This is a genomic window from Pseudomonas xionganensis (assembly GCF_009763245.1).
Taxonomy (GTDB): Bacteria; Pseudomonadota; Gammaproteobacteria; order Pseudomonadales; family Pseudomonadaceae; genus Aquipseudomonas; species Aquipseudomonas xionganensis.
This window is the reverse complement of the sequence record NZ_WKJZ01000002.1, coordinates 79,016-95,285: the sequence shown is the minus strand read 5'-3', so window position 1 is coordinate 95,285 and position 16,270 is coordinate 79,016. Positions and strand designations below refer to the sequence as shown.

The 16,270-nt window shown below is 62.6% G+C and carries 21 protein-coding genes; 14 read left to right on the top strand and 7 right to left on the bottom strand.

The window, feature by feature from the left end; translation table 11 throughout:
• The first annotated feature begins 6 nt into the window (after nucleotides 1-6).
• The 5 genes from motD (at nucleotide 7) to GJV18_RS13000 (ending at nucleotide 3,679) form a co-directional block, all read left to right on the top strand.
• Nucleotides 7-876: a flagellar motor protein MotD gene (motD, locus tag GJV18_RS13020; protein WP_160346279.1), complete on the top strand. Its 870-nt coding sequence runs from the start codon at nucleotides 7-9 to the stop codon at nucleotides 874-876.
• 49 nt (nucleotides 877-925) lie between these two features.
• Nucleotides 926-1,714 carry a ParA family protein gene (locus GJV18_RS13015; RefSeq protein WP_160346277.1) on the top strand — a complete coding sequence of 263 codons (789 nt, stop codon included), beginning with the start codon at nucleotides 926-928 and terminating at the stop codon, nucleotides 1,712-1,714.
• A gap of 87 nt (nucleotides 1,715-1,801) precedes the next feature.
• Nucleotides 1,802-2,641: a CheW domain-containing protein gene (locus GJV18_RS13010; RefSeq protein ID WP_160346275.1), complete on the top strand. Its 840-nt coding sequence runs from the start codon at nucleotides 1,802-1,804 to the stop codon at nucleotides 2,639-2,641.
• 150 nt (nucleotides 2,642-2,791) lie between these two features.
• Nucleotides 2,792-3,271 carry a chemotaxis protein CheW gene (locus GJV18_RS13005; protein WP_160346273.1) on the top strand — a complete coding sequence of 160 codons (480 nt, stop codon included), beginning with the start codon at nucleotides 2,792-2,794 and terminating at the stop codon, nucleotides 3,269-3,271.
• A gap of 3 nt (nucleotides 3,272-3,274) precedes the next feature.
• The gene (locus GJV18_RS13000; RefSeq protein WP_160346271.1) at nucleotides 3,275-3,679 is read left to right on the top strand and encodes a DUF2802 domain-containing protein; all 405 of its coding nucleotides are present in this window, start codon (nucleotides 3,275-3,277) and stop codon (nucleotides 3,677-3,679) included.
• On the opposite strand, the gene GJV18_RS12995 is transcribed toward GJV18_RS13000, so the two are convergent.
• Together GJV18_RS12995 and fliK are read right to left on the bottom strand one after the other, a co-directional pair.
• Nucleotides 3,680-4,006 (bottom strand): EscU/YscU/HrcU family type III secretion system export apparatus switch protein, encoded by a 327-nt coding sequence (locus GJV18_RS12995; RefSeq protein WP_160346269.1) that lies wholly within the window; start codon nucleotides 4,004-4,006, stop codon nucleotides 3,680-3,682.
• Nucleotides 4,003-5,553, bottom strand: a complete 1,551-nt coding sequence (gene fliK / locus GJV18_RS12990) for a flagellar hook-length control protein FliK (RefSeq protein ID WP_160346267.1) — start codon at nucleotides 5,551-5,553, stop codon at nucleotides 4,003-4,005. Before fliK ends, GJV18_RS12995 begins: the two co-directional genes overlap by 4 nt.
• A 204-nt stretch (nucleotides 5,554-5,757) precedes the next feature.
• Here fliK and ccmA point away from each other — a divergent pair, with 204 nt between their 5' ends.
• From ccmA to ccmI, 9 genes are all read left to right on the top strand, one after another.
• Nucleotides 5,758-6,393: a cytochrome c biogenesis heme-transporting ATPase CcmA gene (gene ccmA, locus GJV18_RS12985; protein ID WP_160346265.1), complete on the top strand. Its 636-nt coding sequence runs from the start codon at nucleotides 5,758-5,760 to the stop codon at nucleotides 6,391-6,393.
• Nucleotides 6,390-7,061 carry a heme exporter protein CcmB gene (ccmB, locus tag GJV18_RS12980; protein WP_160346263.1) on the top strand — a complete coding sequence of 224 codons (672 nt, stop codon included), beginning with the start codon at nucleotides 6,390-6,392 and terminating at the stop codon, nucleotides 7,059-7,061. Before ccmA ends, ccmB begins: the two co-directional genes overlap by 4 nt.
• A 63-nt stretch (nucleotides 7,062-7,124) precedes the next feature.
• On the top strand, nucleotides 7,125-7,883 hold the full coding sequence (locus tag GJV18_RS12975) for a heme ABC transporter permease (protein ID WP_178113460.1): 759 nt from the start codon (nucleotides 7,125-7,127) through the stop codon (nucleotides 7,881-7,883).
• Nucleotides 7,880-8,056 (top strand): heme exporter protein CcmD, encoded by a 177-nt coding sequence (gene ccmD, locus GJV18_RS12970; protein ID WP_160346259.1) that lies wholly within the window; start codon nucleotides 7,880-7,882, stop codon nucleotides 8,054-8,056. Before GJV18_RS12975 ends, ccmD begins: the two co-directional genes overlap by 4 nt.
• Nucleotides 8,053-8,541: a cytochrome c maturation protein CcmE gene (ccmE, locus tag GJV18_RS12965; RefSeq protein WP_160346258.1), complete on the top strand. Its 489-nt coding sequence runs from the start codon at nucleotides 8,053-8,055 to the stop codon at nucleotides 8,539-8,541. The genes ccmD and ccmE overlap by 4 nt, the downstream gene beginning before the upstream one ends.
• The gene (locus GJV18_RS12960) at nucleotides 8,538-10,511 is read left to right on the top strand and encodes a heme lyase CcmF/NrfE family subunit (RefSeq protein ID WP_160346255.1); all 1,974 of its coding nucleotides are present in this window, start codon (nucleotides 8,538-8,540) and stop codon (nucleotides 10,509-10,511) included. The genes ccmE and GJV18_RS12960 overlap by 4 nt, the downstream gene beginning before the upstream one ends.
• On the top strand, nucleotides 10,508-11,047 hold the full coding sequence (locus GJV18_RS12955) for a DsbE family thiol:disulfide interchange protein (protein ID WP_160346254.1): 540 nt from the start codon (nucleotides 10,508-10,510) through the stop codon (nucleotides 11,045-11,047). Before GJV18_RS12960 ends, GJV18_RS12955 begins: the two co-directional genes overlap by 4 nt.
• A complete protein-coding gene (locus tag GJV18_RS12950; RefSeq protein WP_160346251.1) occupies nucleotides 11,044-11,526 on the top strand; it encodes a cytochrome c-type biogenesis protein in 483 nt (160 codons plus the stop codon). Before GJV18_RS12955 ends, GJV18_RS12950 begins: the two co-directional genes overlap by 4 nt.
• Nucleotides 11,526-12,734 carry a c-type cytochrome biogenesis protein CcmI gene (gene ccmI, locus GJV18_RS12945; RefSeq protein ID WP_160346249.1) on the top strand — a complete coding sequence of 403 codons (1,209 nt, stop codon included), beginning with the start codon at nucleotides 11,526-11,528 and terminating at the stop codon, nucleotides 12,732-12,734. Before GJV18_RS12950 ends, ccmI begins: the two co-directional genes overlap by 1 nt.
• Before the next feature lie 25 nt (nucleotides 12,735-12,759).
• Here ccmI and GJV18_RS12940 read toward each other — a convergent pair whose 3' ends face one another.
• The 5 genes from GJV18_RS12940 to GJV18_RS12920 form a co-directional block, all read right to left on the bottom strand.
• Nucleotides 12,760-13,203 (bottom strand): MerR family transcriptional regulator, encoded by a 444-nt coding sequence (locus GJV18_RS12940; protein ID WP_160346248.1) that lies wholly within the window; start codon nucleotides 13,201-13,203, stop codon nucleotides 12,760-12,762.
• A 67-nt stretch (nucleotides 13,204-13,270) separates the two neighbouring features.
• Nucleotides 13,271-14,023, bottom strand: a complete 753-nt coding sequence (locus GJV18_RS12935) for an MlaA family lipoprotein (RefSeq protein WP_218572121.1) — start codon at nucleotides 14,021-14,023, stop codon at nucleotides 13,271-13,273.
• Nucleotides 14,024-14,036: 13 nt separating this feature from the next.
• Complete coding sequence (locus tag GJV18_RS12930) at nucleotides 14,037-15,335, bottom strand: alpha/beta fold hydrolase family protein (protein WP_160346244.1); 1,299 nt, start codon at nucleotides 15,333-15,335, stop codon at nucleotides 14,037-14,039.
• A 94-nt stretch (nucleotides 15,336-15,429) separates the two neighbouring features.
• Nucleotides 15,430-15,654: a DUF2061 domain-containing protein gene (locus GJV18_RS12925; protein ID WP_160346243.1), complete on the bottom strand. Its 225-nt coding sequence runs from the start codon at nucleotides 15,652-15,654 to the stop codon at nucleotides 15,430-15,432.
• A 185-nt stretch (nucleotides 15,655-15,839) separates the two neighbouring features.
• Nucleotides 15,840-16,049: a cold-shock protein gene (locus GJV18_RS12920; RefSeq protein ID WP_004423761.1), complete on the bottom strand. Its 210-nt coding sequence runs from the start codon at nucleotides 16,047-16,049 to the stop codon at nucleotides 15,840-15,842.
• Nucleotides 16,050-16,270 lie beyond the last annotated feature (221 nt).

Below are 16,270 nucleotides of genomic sequence, written 5' to 3'. Positions count from 1 at the left end.
TAGCCCATGCCCCGCAGGCGTCATCACGAAGAGCATGAAAACCATGAGCGCTGGCTGGTGTCCTATGCCGACTTCATCACTCTGTTGTTCGCCTTTTTCGTGGTCATGTACTCGATCTCCTCGCTGAACGAGGGCAAGTACAAGATCCTCTCGCAGAGCCTGACAGGAGTGTTCAATCAGCCTGATCGCTCGATCAAGCCGATTCCAGTGGGGGAGGAGCGGCCGCGTACCAGTGAGGCGGAGCTGGTGCTGCCCGAGGATGGTGCTCCCCAGGCTCCGATGGACTCTCTGGAGAGCATCGCCAGCAGTGTGCGTGAGGCTTTTGGCGATCTGATCCAGAGCAGTCAGCTGAAGGTCAGCGGCAACGAGTTGTGGATCGAGATCGAACTGAGTTCCAGTCTGCTGTTCTCCAGTGGCGAGGCGCTGCCAAACAATGCGGCGTTCGAGATTATCGAGAAGGTTGCCAAAATTCTGGCGCCCTATGAGAACCCCATTCACGTTGAGGGCTTTACCGACAACCAGCCGATCCAGACCGCGCAGTTCCCGACCAACTGGGAATTGTCGGCAGCCAGGGCGGCCAGCATCGTGCGCATGCTGGCCATGGATGGGGTCAATCCTGGGCGTATGGCCGCGGTGGGCTATGGTGAATTTCAACCGGTGGCGGACAATGCCACGGCTGAGGGGCGGGGGCGCAATCGGCGGGTGGTGCTGGTGGTGTCGCGCAACCTCGATGTGCGCCGCAGCGTCAGCGGCGTGGGCAGTGGCAATGCGCGCCCGGATGCAGCCCTGCAGCGGGCTGGCACGCAATCTGCACCAGAGCAGCCAGTACAGGCCCCGCCCGCGGGCGCCGTCAATCCCCCGTCGCCCGCCCCTTAGGCGAGCACCTGATCTCGGTTGTCGTTATGCCGCCGGGAGGATAAAGAGAATGAGAGTCTGGGCAGTAGCGAATCAGAAAGGTGGCGTCGGCAAGACCACCACATCCATTGCCTTGGCCGGCCTGTTGGCCGACGCCGGCAAGCGGGTGGTGGTGGTCGACCTCGATCCCCATGGGTCCATGACCAGTTACTTCGGGCATGACCCCGACAGCCTGGAACACAGCAATTTCGATCTGTTTCAGCATCAGGGCAGCGTGCCCCGTGGCCTGCCGCAGCAGTTGCTGTTACCCACCAGTCATGAGCGTATCTCGCTGCTGCCCTCCAGCACCGCGCTGGCCACCCTGGAGCGCCAGTCGCCCGGGCAGAGCGGCCTGGGCCTGGTGGTGGCCAAGAGCCTGGCGCAGCTGTGGCAGGAGTTCGACCATGCGGTGATCGACAGCCCGCCGCTGCTCGGGGTGCTGATGGTTAATGCCCTGGCGGCCAGCCAGCAGTTGGTGATTCCTGTGCAGACCGAGTTTCTCGCGGTCAAGGGGCTGGAGCGCATGGTCAGTACCCTGGCGATGATCAACCGTTCGCGTCAGCAGGCCCTGCCCTATACCATCGTGCCGACCCTGTTCGATCGCCGTACCCAGGCCTCGATGAGCACCTTGCGGGTCCTGCGCAATACTTATCCCGAACACCTGTGGCAGGCTTATATTCCAGTGGACACGCGTCTGCGTGATGCCAGCCGAGCCGGCTTGACGCCATCGCAGTTCGACAACAACAGCCGCGGGGTGATTGCCTATCGTGCGCTGCTCAAACATCTGCTGGCGCAACAGGCCGCGGCCCAGGTAGCCTGAGATGAGGGTCTATGCTCAAGATAATCGCTCAAGTCTGCAGCTTGAGTGGCCGATAGTCTGTACAGAGTGTTCTAGCGGGTTGTATTCATGAGTCGTTCCCCGGTTATTGCCACACGTTCGCAACAGGCTTTGCAGTCCTATCTGGACGGCCTGCTGCAGGAGGCTGCGAGCGAATTGGCCGAAAGCATCAGCCTGGATGAGTTCGAGGCGGCTGTGCTGGAAGAGCAGGTGCGCGACTCCCGGCCACTGCGTGCCGCCAGCCCGCCGATTGCCCGCCCTCTGGCCGAAGCCGAGGTGCGCCCCCTGACGCTGACGACTCTGAGCATGCCCCAGCCGCTGCCCGAGGTAGCGTCTGTGGTTGAGCCGGTGGCGTTGGTTCCGACGCCGGCCGAACCTGAGGTGGAGCTGGCGCCAACCCCTCCCGTACAGGCCAAGCCCGCAACTGAAGGACGTCCCGCCTGGGCCGAGGAGCCGTTCGAGTGCCTGCTGTTTGATGTGGCGGGCCTGACCCTGGCGGTGCCGCTGGTGTGCCTGGGCAGCATCTACCCCTTGAGTGGCCAGGAGCTGACGCCATTATTTGGCCAGCCGGACTGGTTTCTCGGCATACTGCCGTGCCAGGCCGGCAACCTGAAGGTGCTGGATACCGCGCGTTGGGTGATGCCTGATCGCTACCGTGACGATTTTCGCGATGGGCTGCAGTATGTGATTTCCGTCGAAGGGTATGAGTGGGGGCTGGCGGTGCATCAGGTCAGCCGCTCCATACGTCTGGATCCGGCCGAGGTCAAATGGCGCAGCCACAGGACTCAACGACCCTGGTTGGCCGGTACGGTCATCGAGCACATGTGTGCTCTGCTCGATGTGGCGGCCCTGGCGGAGTTGATCGCCAGTGGCGCGGCCCGTCGTATGCAGATGGGGCGGGTGCATTAACCATGCTATCCGGCCTGTAACAGGTCGTGCTTAACGCAGGCTTGCCCGCGCAGGTAGTTTTCAACGGCCGGCTGGGGGCAACTATAGTAACCAGAGCGGGGCTAACACCCGCGTTCGCCGCCCCGAGCGGTTTATGACGAGGCTAGGGATATGAATAAAAGTTCTGCACAGGGTTCTGACGATCCGATTCTGCAGTGGGTGACCTTCCGCCTGGATAACGAAACCTATGGCATCAATGTGATGCAGGTGCAGGAAGTCTTGCGTTACAGCGAGATCGCCCCGGTTCCTGGTGCGCCGAGTTATGTGCTGGGCATCATCAACCTGCGTGGCAATGTGGTGACCGTGATTGATACCCGCCAGCGCTTTGGCCTGGATTCCTGCGAGGTGACGGACAACTCGCGTATCGTCATCATCGAGGCGGACAAGCAAGTGGTCGGCATTCTGGTCGATAGCGTCGCCGAGGTGGTCTACCTGCGTCAGTCCGAGGTGGAAACCGCACCGAATGTCGGTAACGACGAGTCGGCCAAGTTTATCCAGGGCGTGTGCAACAAGAACGGCGAGCTGCTGATTCTGGTTGAGCTGGACAAGCTGATGAGTGAAGAAGAGTGGTCTGAGCTGGAGAGCATCTAAATCATGCTCGAATGGCTGCTGCTGGTGTTGGCGCTGATCTGCATGGGGCTGGTGGCGACCTGTGTCTGGCTGGCCATGCAGCAACGCCATGCCCAGCAGCTGCAGGCCGAGCGTGATGCGGTGCGGGATCGGCGCATCAAGGAGCTCGGAAAGCGTTTGGATGCCTACCTGACCGGTAGCATCCAGATGGGTGAGGAATTGCACGAGCTGCGCCGGGTGGTGGCGCCGCTGCCAGACAAACTCAACCAGATCGAGCAGCGTGATCCCGGCAGCCTGTCCTTTACCCAGGCCGCACGTCTGGCGGGTATGGGCGCCACCGTCGATGATCTGACCCAGTCCTGTGGCCTTAGCCAGGCCGAGGCCGAGCTGGTCAGCAAGATGCAGCAGGCCAAGCGCCTGCGTTCCTGATCAGCCCTGGGGGCCACCGAGAAGGATCTGTCCGGGGCTGATATCCCGTTCCTGCTCGCTGCCCGCCGGGCGCTTGCCCTTCAGGTACCAGGCAAAGGCGATGATTTCCGCAATGCAGCGGTACAGCTGTTCGGGAATTGCCTCCCCCAGTTCCAGGCGCGCCAGCAGACCAACCAGCTCGGCATTCTCGTAGATCGGCACTTCGTATTCGCGGGCGATGGCCAGGATCGCTTCGGCCAGTTCGTCATCCCCCTTGGCGGTGAGGGTGGGCGCGTTCTGGCCATCGTAGTTGAGGGCAATGGCCTGCTTCGGGCTGTGTTTGCTCATGCGGTTTCATCCACCCAGCGCTGCTCCAGGGTCGTGCGCGGCCCCTGGGGCGGAATGCCCTGATTACAGGCCAGCTCGCCAACCTGCAGGCCAGCGGCATTCAGGCGCTGGCGCAGATTGTCCAGTTCGGCTTCGATCAGGCTGGCGGTGCTGGCACGTTCGGCCCAGAGCTGACTGGACAATCGGCCGTGAGCCAGCTGGGCCTGTACCTGGAGTGGGCCCAGTGGGTCGAGATCGAAGGCCAGTTCGACCTTCCACAGGGTTTCCTTCTTTTCCTCTTTGGCCTTGCTCTGCGCTTCATCGCGTTGGATTTTCAGCTGCAGCGGCACCAGTTCCTGCTGATTGCGCATGGGCAGCTCCAGTTGCCAGGTGGTCAGCAGGTTGCCATCCGGGCCGACCTGGCTCTGCGCCAGGCTGGACAGCTGATGGGTCTGCAGGCGTGACAGGGCGGCGGCAGCCAGTTTCAGCAGCGTCTCCAGATCGGCTTCGCCTTCCATGTTCTGCAACAGGCGCGAGGGGAGAGGGAATTTCAGTGCCTGCAGGCGACTGTTCTGTTGCTCCAGACCGCCGAGCAGATTGCGCGCCAGGGCCGGCAGGGCCAGCGCCAGGGCATTGCCGGCATTGGCTGCGGCCAGGGGCGAGGCGCCGGGTGTCAGGGGCAAAAGCTGGGTAATCAGGCGCAGCAGATTGGCTTTCAGGTCTTGGCCAAGGGCGCTGCTCTGGCCTGCCAGCAGTTTGCTTTCCAGCAGCAGGCCACTGTTCTCCAGGGCCTGGCTGACGCCCTTGGCCGTGCTCAGCTGGGCGCTGTCCGGCAGGGCGGCAAAGAGCTTGTCAATGGCGCCGCGCACCCCTTCATTGCCAGCGCCGGCCTGAGTATGCAGGCCCTGCAGGGCGGTAAACAGGGTCTGTAGCGAGCCCTGGCGTTCATGCTGAGTGCCCAGTTGCTGGCTCAATACCAGCTGATCCAGGCGGCTGCTCAGGGGGAGGAAACTAAGTGACTGGCTGCCCTGTACCTGGGCGCTGAGCAGGCTGCCGACCGGCAGGGCAAGGGGGGTTTCCAGGGCCAGCTTGCTGCCGGCCAGAGGCGTATTGAGCAGGCTCAGGACCACCTTGTACAGCACCTGTGCGCCCTGCTGTGGCATGGGCAGCGGCTCGCGGCTGATCACCTTGCCCTGGAGCAGGGTGCCCTGAGGTAGCGTGTTCAGGTCCAGGCTGCTCAAGAGCTTTTCGCTGCTACCGGTCAGGGCAACGGCCAGTTGGCTCTGTGACAGCGCGGTAACCGCCAGGGCGGTGCCCTGGGCCAGGGGGCGCGGGCTTTCGGCCTGCAGGGTGGTCTGCCGGCCGTTTTCCAGGGTCAGTTTGAGCACCAGTTGGAAACTCTGAGCCATCTCCTTGAGGGCAATGACCTCGGCCTTGGCACTCTCGCCACTGGCCAGTAGCCCCTGCATGGGCTGCAGCAGCTTGAGCGCCAGCTCGGTCGCGGCGGCTGGGGCTCTGCTGCTGGGGGCGACGGCTGGCAGGGGGCGGGTGCCGCTGATTTCGCTCATGGGCGGGTTACAACCTGTTGAAAATGCTCGCTGCGGGAGGGCGGGCCTGGCATGTATAATCGCGCCCCGTCTCAACCGGCTGCGCACTGTACTCGCGTCAGTATAGCGGCCAAGACCTCGTCGACTTGAAGCGCCTTGCGGTTCTGCTTCGGCCTGGTGAATGCGGCTTATGCCGGAAACTCCATCGACCCCGGTACTTATGTCTTGAGCAGTCCTCTTCTTGAAGCCGTGGCGCTCGCCTGTGAGCGGGATTGGCGCATGCTGTTCGAGCGCCTTGACCTGCGTCTGGAGGCCGGTCAGATGCTGCAGGTGTCCGGCCCCAATGGCAGCGGCAAGACCAGTCTGCTGCGTCTGCTGGCCGGGCTGATGCAGCCGACTGCCGGGGAAATACGCTGGCAGGGCCGAACCCTGAGTGAACAGCGTGCCGAGGTGAGCCGCAATCTGCTGTGGCTGGGCCATGCAGCCGGGATCAAGGGCCTGCTCACTGCCGAAGAGAACCTGGCCTGGCTCTGCGCCCTGCATCAACCCGCCGAACGCGCGGCTATCTGGCAAGCCCTGGAGGCGGTCGGTTTGCGCGGTTTCGAGGATGTGCCCTGCCATACCCTGTCGGCCGGTCAGCAGCGCCGTGTCGGCCTGGCGCGTCTGTATCTGCCGGCGCCGCCGCTATGGATTCTCGACGAACCCTTTACTGCCCTGGACAAGGCCGCCGTGGCCCAACTGGAAGCCCATCTGGCCGAGCATTGCCGTCAGGGCGGGCTGGTGGTGCTGACCACTCACCACAGCCTGGCGCTCAAACCCGACGGCTACCGCGAACTTGATCTGGGGCAGCGCAGCCTATGAGCAATGTCTTTAGCCTGCTGCTGGCCCGGGAAACCCGCCTGCTGTTCCGCCGTCCGGCCGAGCTGGCCAACCCGCTGGTGTTCTTCGCCATCGTGATCGCCCTGTTCCCCTTGGCGGTGGGCCCGCAGACCCAGTTGTTACAAAGCCTTTCGCCGGGCCTGGTGTGGGTGGCGGCCCTGTTGGCCGTGCTGCTCTCGCTGGACGGGCTGTTTCGCAGTGATTTCGAGGACGGCTCCCTGGAGCAGTGGGTCCTTTCGCCGCACCCCCTGCCTCTTCTGGTGCTGGCCAAGGTGCTGGCACACTGGCTGTTCTCGGGGCTGGCGCTGGTACTGCTGGCACCGCTGCTGGCGCTGATGCTCGGCTTGCCGGGGCGCTGCCTGCCGGTGCTGCTGTTCTCCTTGTTGCTCGGTACCCCGGTGCTCAGCCTGCTTGGCGCCGTCGGTGCGGCCCTGACCGTGGGGCTGAAGCGTGGTGGCCTGCTATTGGCCTTGCTGATCCTGCCGCTGTATATCCCGGTGCTGATTCTCGGCAGCGGCGCGCTGCAGGCCAGCCTGCAAGGATTGCCAACCCTTGGTCACCTGTTGTGGTTGGCCAGCCTCACCGCCCTGGCGGTGACCCTGACACCCTTTGCCATCGCCGCGGGTCTGAAGATCAGCGTTGGTGAGTGATAGATAAACCCGCCGGGAGCATGTTGCAGAGAACGTGCAGCATCCTGGAGTAGAACGAGTAGCCTGATGAATTGGACATGGTTTCACAAATGGGGCTCGCCCAAGTGGTTCTATGAGATGAGCGGCCGCTGGCTGCCCTGGCTCAGTGTCGCCGCCGTGCTGTTGATGGCCGTGGGGCTGGCCTGGGGACTGGCCTTTGCGCCGCCGGACTACCAGCAGGGCAACAGCTTTCGCATCATCTATATCCATGTGCCGGCGGCGTTTCTCGCCCAGTCGGTGTACGTGATGCTTGCGATTGCCGGGCTGGTCGGGCTGGTGTGGAAGATGAAGCTGGCCGATGTGGCCCTGCAGCAGGCCGCGCCCATCGGCGCCTGGATGACCGTGATTGCCCTGCTCACCGGCGCCATCTGGGGCAAGCCGACCTGGGGCACCTACTGGGTGTGGGATGCGCGTCTGACCTCGATGCTGATTCTGCTGTTTCTGTATTTCGGTGTGATCGCCCTGGGCCAGGCCATCACCAACCGCGACAGCGCGGCCAAGGCCTGCGCCGTGCTGGCCCTGGTCGGGGTGGTGAACATCCCGATCATCAAGTACTCGGTGGACTGGTGGAACACCCTGCACCAACCGGCCACCTTCAGCGTGGTGGCCAAACCGGCCATGCCGTTCGAGATGTGGATGCCGTTGCTGCTGATGGTGCTCGGCTTCTACTGTTTCTTCGGCGCTGTGCTGCTGTTGCGCATGCGCCTGGAAGTGCTCAAGCGTGAGGCCCGCGCCAGTTGGGTGAAGGCTGAGGTGCGCATGCAGGTGGAGAAGGGCTTATGAGTTTTGCATCCTTTGCCGAATTTATCGCCATGGGTACCCATGGGCCTTATGTCTGGGCCTCCTATGGCGTCAGCCTGGCGATCATCGGTTTGAATGTGGCACTGCCGCTACTGGCACGTCGCCGTTATCTGCAAGACGAGGCGCGCCGTATGCGCCGGGAGGAGTCGAAGTGAACCCTGTGCGCAAGAAACGTCTATATGCCCTGATGGCCCTGCTGGCCGGTGTCGGCATCGCCGTGGCGTTGGCCCTCAGCGCCCTGCAGCAGAATATCAACCTGTTCTATTCGCCCGCCCAGATCGCCGCCGGCGAAGCGCCTCAGGATACCCGCATCCGTGCCGGCGGCCTGGTGGCCGAGGGCTCGGTCAAGCGCGCCAGTGACTCGCTGGATACCGACTTCGTGGTCACCGATGGCGCCGCCAATGTGACCATCCGCTACAGCGGCATCCTCCCGGACCTGTTCCGCGAAGGGCAGGGCATTGTCGCCATGGGCAAGCTCAATGCGCAGGGCGTGCTGATCGCCGACGAGGTGCTGGCCAAGCATGATGAGAACTATATGCCGCCAGAGGTGATGCAGGCCCTGGAGCAAAGCGGCATGAAGCAGCAGCACGATGCCGCCACCGCCGGCAAACAGGCCTATCAGCAGGAGGGCGGGCAATGATCCCCGAGCTCGGCCATCTGGCCATGATCCTGGCACTGTGCATGAGCCTGGTGCAGGCCACGCTGCCGATGATTGGTGCCTGGCGCGGTGATCGGCAGTGGATGAGCCTGGCCCAGCCCGCAGCCTGGGGTCAGTTCGCCTTCCTGCTGTTTTCCTTTGCCTGCCTAACCTACGCCTTTATGGTCGACGACTTCTCGGTCGCCTATGTGGCCAACAACTCCAATACCGCACTGCCCTGGTACTACAAGTTCAGCGCGGTGTGGGGTGCCCACGAAGGCTCGCTGCTGCTTTGGGCCCTGATCCTGGCCGGCTGGACCTTTGCCGTGGCGATCTTCTCGCGCCAGCTGCCGGAAGAGATGCTGGCCCGGGTGCTGGCGGTGATGGGCATTATCAGCATTGGTTTTCTGCTGTTTCTGATCGTCACCTCCAACCCCTTTGAGCGGCTGATTTTCAACGCACCGGCCGATGGTCGCGACCTCAATCCTCTGCTGCAGGACTTCGGTCTGATCATCCATCCGCCGATGCTCTACATGGGCTATGTCGGTTTCTCCGTGGCCTTCGCCTTCGCCATTGCCGCGCTGCTCGGCGGCAAGCTGGATGCGGCCTGGGCGCGCTGGTCGCGGCCCTGGACCCTGGTGGCCTGGGCCTTTCTCGGCATCGGCATCGCCCTGGGCTCCTGGTGGGCCTATTACGAGCTGGGTTGGGGTGGCTGGTGGTTCTGGGACCCGGTGGAGAACGCCTCCTTTATGCCCTGGCTGGTGGGCACGGCGCTGATTCACTCCCTGGCCGTGACCGAGAAGCGCGGCGTGTTCAAGAGCTGGACCGTGCTGCTGGCCATCGCGGCCTTCTCCCTGAGTCTGCTCGGCACCTTCCTGGTTCGTTCCGGGGTGCTGACCTCGGTGCATGCCTTCGCCAGCGACCCTGAGCGCGGGGTGTTTATCCTGGCCTTCCTGTTGCTGGTGGTGGGCAGCTCCCTGGCGCTGTTTGCCATCCGCGCTCCGGTGGTCAAGAGCCAGGTGGGCTTTGCCCTGTGGTCGCGGGAGACCTTGCTGCTGATCAACAACATCATTCTGGTGGTGTCGGCAGCGATGATTCTGCTCGGCACCCTCTACCCGCTGGTGCTGGATGCCCTGACCGGAGCCAAACTGTCGGTGGGGCCACCTTACTTCGATGCCCTGTTCGTGCCGCTGATGGGCCTGCTGATGGCGATGATGGCGGTGGGCGTGCTAGTGCGCTGGAAGGACACCCCGCTGAACTGGCTGCTGGGCATGCTCACCCCGGTGCTGATCGCGACCGTGGTGCTGGCCGTGATCCTGACCTTCGTGCATGGCGACTTCAGCTGGGCGGTGCTGGGCGTCTGTTTGCTGGCCCTGTGGGTGGTGCTCGCCGGTGTGCGCGATATCCGCGAGAAGACCCGGCACAAGGGCCTGCTGCGCGGCCTGCCGAGCCTGACCCGCAGCTACTGGGGCATGCAGATAGCGCACCTGGGTATGGCCATCTGCGCGGTGGGCGTGGTGCTGACCAGCGTGGGCAGCTTCGAGCGCGATATGCGCATGGATAAGGGCGACTCGGTGGAGATCGGCGGCTATCGCTTTGTCTTCGAGGGCGCGGTGCATTTCGACGGGCCCAACTTCAGCTCCGACAAGGGCACGGTGCGGGTGCTCCAGGGTGAGCGGCAGATTGCCGTGCTGCACCCGGAGAAGCGTCTGTATACCGTGCAGCAGACCGTGATGACCGAAGCCGGCATCGATGCCGGGATCACTCGCGACCTGTTTGTCGCCCTGGGTGAACCCCTGGAAGACGGGGCCTGGGCGGTGCGTGTGCATATCAAGCCGTTCGTGCGCTGGATCTGGTTCGGTGCCTTGCTCATGGGCCTGGGTGGTTTCCTGGCAGCGATGGATCGGCGTTATCGGCTCAAGGTGCGTACCCGGGTGCGTGAAGCCCTGGGGCTGGCGGAGGCTCAGGCATGAAACGATTGATCCTGTTGCTGCCTTTGGCGGTGTTTCTCGGGGTGGCGGTGTTTCTCTACCGTGGCCTGTTTATGGACCCTTCGGAGCTGCCCTCGGCGCTGATCGGCAAACCGTTTCCAGCGTTCTCCCTACCGGCTCTGGATGACCCCGAGCGGACCCTCAGCGAGGCCGATCTCAAGGGCCGGCCGGCTCTGGTCAACGTCTGGGCCACCTGGTGCCCGTCCTGTCGCCATGAGCATCCGGTGCTCAATCAACTGGCCGAGCGTGGTGTGCTGATTCATGGGGTCAATTACAAGGACGAGCGCGGCGCGGCGCAGAAGTGGCTGCGCGAATTGCACGATCCCTATCAGCTGAATATCGAAGATGCCAAGGGCACCCTGGGCCTGGATCTGGGCGTGTACGGCGCCCCGGAGACCTTCTTTATCGACGCCCAGGGCATCATTCGCCACAAGTTCGTCGGCACCATCGATGAGCGCATCTGGCGTGAGCAGCTGGCGCCCATCTATCAGTCCCTGGTCGACGAGGCTACGCCATGAAGACCTGGATCAGTGCCGCACTGCTGAGCCTGGCGCTGGTTGCCAGCAGCCAGGCGGCCATCGACACCTACGAGTTCGCCAGCGAGGCCGAGCGTCAACGTTATCGCAGCCTGGTGGAAGAGCTGCGCTGCCCCAAGTGCCAGAACCAGAATATCGCCGACTCCGATGCGCCGATTGCCATGGACCTGCGTGAGCAGATCTTCCGCATGCTGGAGGAAGGCCAGAGCAACGAGCAGATCGTCGAATTTCTGGTCAGCCGCTATGGCGACTTTGTCCTCTACAAGCCGCCGGTGACGGCGCGCACCCTGCTGCTCTGGTACGGCCCGGCGGTTTTTCTCGGGATCGGCTTTGTCCTGCTCGGGGTCATCGTGCTGCGCCGTCGCGGCCAGTCAGCTAGCGCGGCCAGTGGCCTGTCAGCCGATGAACAGCAACGCCTTACGGCGCTGCTCAAGCAAACGTCCGTGGATAACAAAGACTGATGATCGAATTCTGGTTGTGCGCCGGTCTGCTGCTGCTGACCGCTCTGGCGTTTCTCCTGCTTCCCGTGGTGCGTGGGCGTGGCGTCCAGGCCGAGGAAGACCGTACCGCATTGAACGTTACCCTCTATCAGGAACGCCTGCAGGAGTTGCAGACCCAACATGCCAGCGGCGCCCTGGATGACGCCCAGTTGCAGCGGGGCCGTGACGAGGCCGCCCGCGAACTGCTGGCCGACACCGAAGGCGCCGAAGCGCAGCGCAAGCGTGGCGTGCTGGGCAGCAAGATCCCCTTTGCCGCCGCCTTGCTGATGCCGGTGCTGGGCTATTTCCTCTATATGCACTGGGGGGCCATCGATGAGCTGGAGCGGGCGCGCAATTTCGCCAATCAGCCGCAGAGCATCGAGGAAATGACCGCGCGTCTGGAAGCCAATCTCGAGAGCAACCCCGAGTCTGCCGAAGGCTGGTATTTCCTCGGTCGCACCTATATGGCCCAGGACCGGGCTGGCGATGCGGCGCAAGCCTTCGAGCGCGCCATCGGCATCGCCGGGCGCGCGCCGGAACTGCTCGGCCAGTGGGCCCAGGCCCTGTATTTCGCCGGCAACAAGCAGTGGAGCGAACAGCTCCAGGGGTTGACCGAGGAGGTGTTGCAGGCTGACCCCGAAGAAGTTACCACCCTCGGTCTGCTGGGCATCGCTGCCTATGAGGAGGGGCGCTACCAGGCGGCCGTGGATTACTGGCAGCGCCTGGTTGCCGTGCTGCCCGCCGGCGACCCCTCGCGTCAGGCCATCGAGGGTGGTATCGCCCGGGCCCGGCAGGAACTGGGGCAGGCCGAAACACCGGAAGCAGTGACTGAGGACACTGTCCATACGCTGCAAGTCAGGGTGCAATTGAACCCTGAGCTGCAGGGCCAGGTTCAGGCCGATGACAGCGTGTTTGTCTTTGCCCGTGCCGTATCCGGGCCGCCCATGCCATTGGCGGTCAAGCGCCTGCGTGTGGCGGATCTGCCGGCCCAGGTCAGCCTGTCCGACAGCGATGCGATGATGCCGCAGCTCAAACTCTCGGCCTTCGAGCAGGTGGAGTTGGTGGCGCGGGTATCTCGTGCCGGCAACGCCACGGCAGGGGAGTGGATCGGTCGCAGCCAGCCGCTGGCCAGCGATACGGTGGAACTGCAGCAGCTGGTGATCGACCAGGTCGATAGCCCGGCGCGGTAATTTGTCGACTGCCTGTGCCCGCTGCCTAGTGGGCCGGGCAGGGGCTGGCCGGTCTGCGCTCAACCTCGGCTTCGAAATCCTCGATCAGGCGGCAGATGGCCTGGCCGTCGGGGGCGCACTGGCCCTTGTCTGCCCAGCTGTCCAGGGCCTTTTCCATCACCGCCGCCAGGCGTGTGCACTCCTCGATATGGGCCTTGAGCTCGCTCAGCCTGCCTTGCATCAGTTCCCGCACATCCGCACAGGGTGCCTGACCCTGATCGGCGCTGGCGAGGATGCGCTGGCAATCCCTGAGGCTAAAGCCCAGGCGCCGCGCCCGGGCGATAAAGTGCAGGCGTTGCAGATCCCGCGCTGGATAGTGTTGATAACCGTTATGGGGATCACGGCTGGGTCTGAGCAGGCCCAGGTCGGTGTAATGGCGCACGGTTTCGGCGCTGACACCAGCGGCCTTGGCCAGTTGCGAGACGCGCATAGGGACTCCACAAGTAGTTGCTGCCTGCAGACTAAACCCCCGGGGCGGCCCCAGGGTCAAGGCGCTCTTACTCGGCTATCAGCAAGTTGCGCGACTCATGGTAGAAGTAGCGCAGCTTTTCGTATTCGAAGGGCGAGTTGAGCTGGCCGTAGCGGAAGTTGACGGTGGAGCGCTGATCAACCACCTCAAGCAGGGTGATAGCGGGGTGCTCGCGGCTGGCCTCGGCGACATTCAGCCAGTTCACCTGGCTGCTGAGGTTGAAGTCCACCACCAGGCCGCCGGTGTCGCGCAGGTTGGAGGGGCCCAGCAGCGGCAGCATCAGGTAGGGGCCGGCCGGCACACCGTAGAAGCCCAGGGTCTGGCCGAAATCTTCCTTCTGCTTGGGCAACCCCATGCGCGTGGCCGGGTCCCACAGGCCGGCCACGCCCAGGGTGGTGTTGAGCAGCAGGCGGGCAGTGGTCTGCATCGAGCGCTTGCCCTTGAACTGCAGCAGGCTGTTGAGCAGGTTGGGCACATCGCCCAGGTTGCTGAAGAAGTTGCTCACCCCGCTCTGCAGCAGATTGGGGGTGATAGTGCGGTAGCCGTCGACTATAGGCAGGAACACCCACTCATCGAAGCGGTAGTTGAAGTGGTACACCCGCCGATTCCAGCCTTCCAGAGGGTCATGTACGCGCAGTGCTCTAAGGCTGGAGCGCTCGAACTCATGCTGATCCAGCGCCGGGTTGAATTGCAGGTGCTTGAGCGGCTGCTTGAAACCATCCTCCTCGACCTGATGCTGGGCCAGGGCCAGGGGGCTGCCGAGCAGTAGAGCCAGTATCAATACCGGACAGAACTTAACCACGGAAAAACTCCAGAATGGCGGCGCTGTTGACGTGATAGTTGAGGTTGCCGCAGTGACCACCGTAGGGATAAACCGTCAGGCGTGGGCCCAGGGTGCGGCGTAGGAAACCCAGGTCGCCGGAGCCCAGAATCATATCGTCGGCGTTGTGCATTACCCCCAGCTTGTTGCTGCTTTGCAGATAGTCCTCAAGGGCGTACAGGCTGACTTCATCGATCAGCTGCTCCAGCGTCTGGCCACCATGACGGGCCTGCCATACCGGCATCAGCTGCTCGGTCAGGTAACACTCGAAATCGCACTCTAGGGCCTCGCGGAAAAACGGCGACAGGCTGGTGCCTTCACGAATCGGCTCATCAATGGGGGTAATCAGGCCGCGACGGTTGATAAGGTCCGAGGTAAAGGCAATGTCGGCTGAGGAGAAGCGGAATACCGCACCGATCAACATGGCCATCTGCTCGTCGCTCAGTTGCTCGCGGGACTTCTGGAAGTCGTAGAGCAGGGCATCGTTGATATCCACATAGCCTTTTTCCTGGAAGTAACGGGTCAGCTTGCCCAGGATCACTTCATAAAAGGTGGTGCTGTTGTCGATACCTTCGACCCGGGTCTGCACCAGCTTGTCCAGGTTGCTGACCGAGGTATAGAGATTGACGGGTGGATTGAGCAGCAGCACGCGCTTGAAATTGAAGCTGCGCCGGGTTTCATCCAGTTCACTGACAAAGGCCGCATTCAGGCCGCCAAGGCTGTAGCCGGTCAGGTGGTATTCGCTGACTTGTAGGCGCGGATGCTGTGCGCGCACGGCCTGCATGGCGCGGTACAGATCATCGGCATCTTCACGGCTCAGGCCTGGAGTGGCATAGCGCGAGGCGGCGCTCATAAAGTCGTAGCTGGTGGGCGAGGACAGCTGTACCACGTGGTAGCCCGCGCCATAGAACAGCTTCTTCAGGTACTCCGGGGTGCTGCTGGCATAGTGCGCGCCAGTGCCGGCAATGATAAAGATCAGTGGTGCCTTGCCGCTCTGCTGGGCCAGGCGGTAGCGCATTTTCTTCACTGGCCAGAAGTTCGCCGGTAGCTCGAACTCCCGTTCCGGGCGCAGTTTGATCTGGTAATCGGCTTGGCGGATATCGCGGTCAGCTGGCAGATCTGGGCGCAGCGCCGGTGGCGTGCTGACCAGGGTGGCCTCGAAGGGGTTGCTCAGGGGGTAGTCGTAATCCTCAGGATCGATATCCGTTGCCAGCAATGGAGCGCTGGCGAGCATGCCAAACAGCAGGCAGAGCAAGCGGTTGGGTAGCGACATTTTCAGATCCCTTGAGACAGGCAGGACATTGGGCATTTATCAGACAGTGCGTGTCGGTCAGAGTGCCCTAATTGTGGCCAGCCGTCATGGGGTGTCAGGCCTGATGGTGCAGCCAGGCGTGGGCGGGTCGTTCGCCGTTGGGGCGAGGGCCTTTTTCCAGGCGCTGCCAGATTTTCTCGTGGAAGTAGAAACCCACCGAGTTGCACAGTGGCTCGATGGCTGCGACCAGGCTGCTGGCGGCCACGCTGCCGGTCAGTGCATAGGTAACCCCGAAGGCAATGCAGAAATGCATCAGGGTGAAGGTCAGGGTCTTAAGCATGGCGCACCTCAGCTCAGCGTTTGTCTCTGAGGTTGAGCGTAGTTGGATGGCGATTATTAATTAAATAATTTGAGCGAATTGTTTCGATAGTTTTTGATTATTTAGATGGTCGCGTCTGCTTTTCATGCAGGCATAAAAAAACCCCGCACAAGGCGGGGCTTTTTCTCAAGCCAGGTTAGTGCAGGTTATACAACCTGAACTTCCTCAGCCTGCATGCCTTTCTGACCACGGGTGGCCACGAAAGTCACTTGCTGGCCTTCTTTCAGGCTCTTGAAGCCATCGCTCTGGATAGCTTTGAAGTGTACGAAGAGGTCGTCACCGGATTGCGGGGTGATGAAGCCGTAGCCTTTCTCATCGTTGAACCACTTAACGGTGCCAGTTTGACGATTGGACATGTGATGTCTCCTAACAAAAGTAATAACAGCCCTGGAAAAGCCCAGGCCGGGACTGAGTGCAACGAGTACTAGGAGTCGGACGATGTTTGGATCGAAATCTAGGCATCAAGTAGCGATTCGCGGTGACACATGCAGCACAGTGGGATCACCATACCCGCTTTTCGCGCCAAGCGCGAATGCTCTGTGCATCTTTTGACGAATTACTGATTTTTGGCCACTGC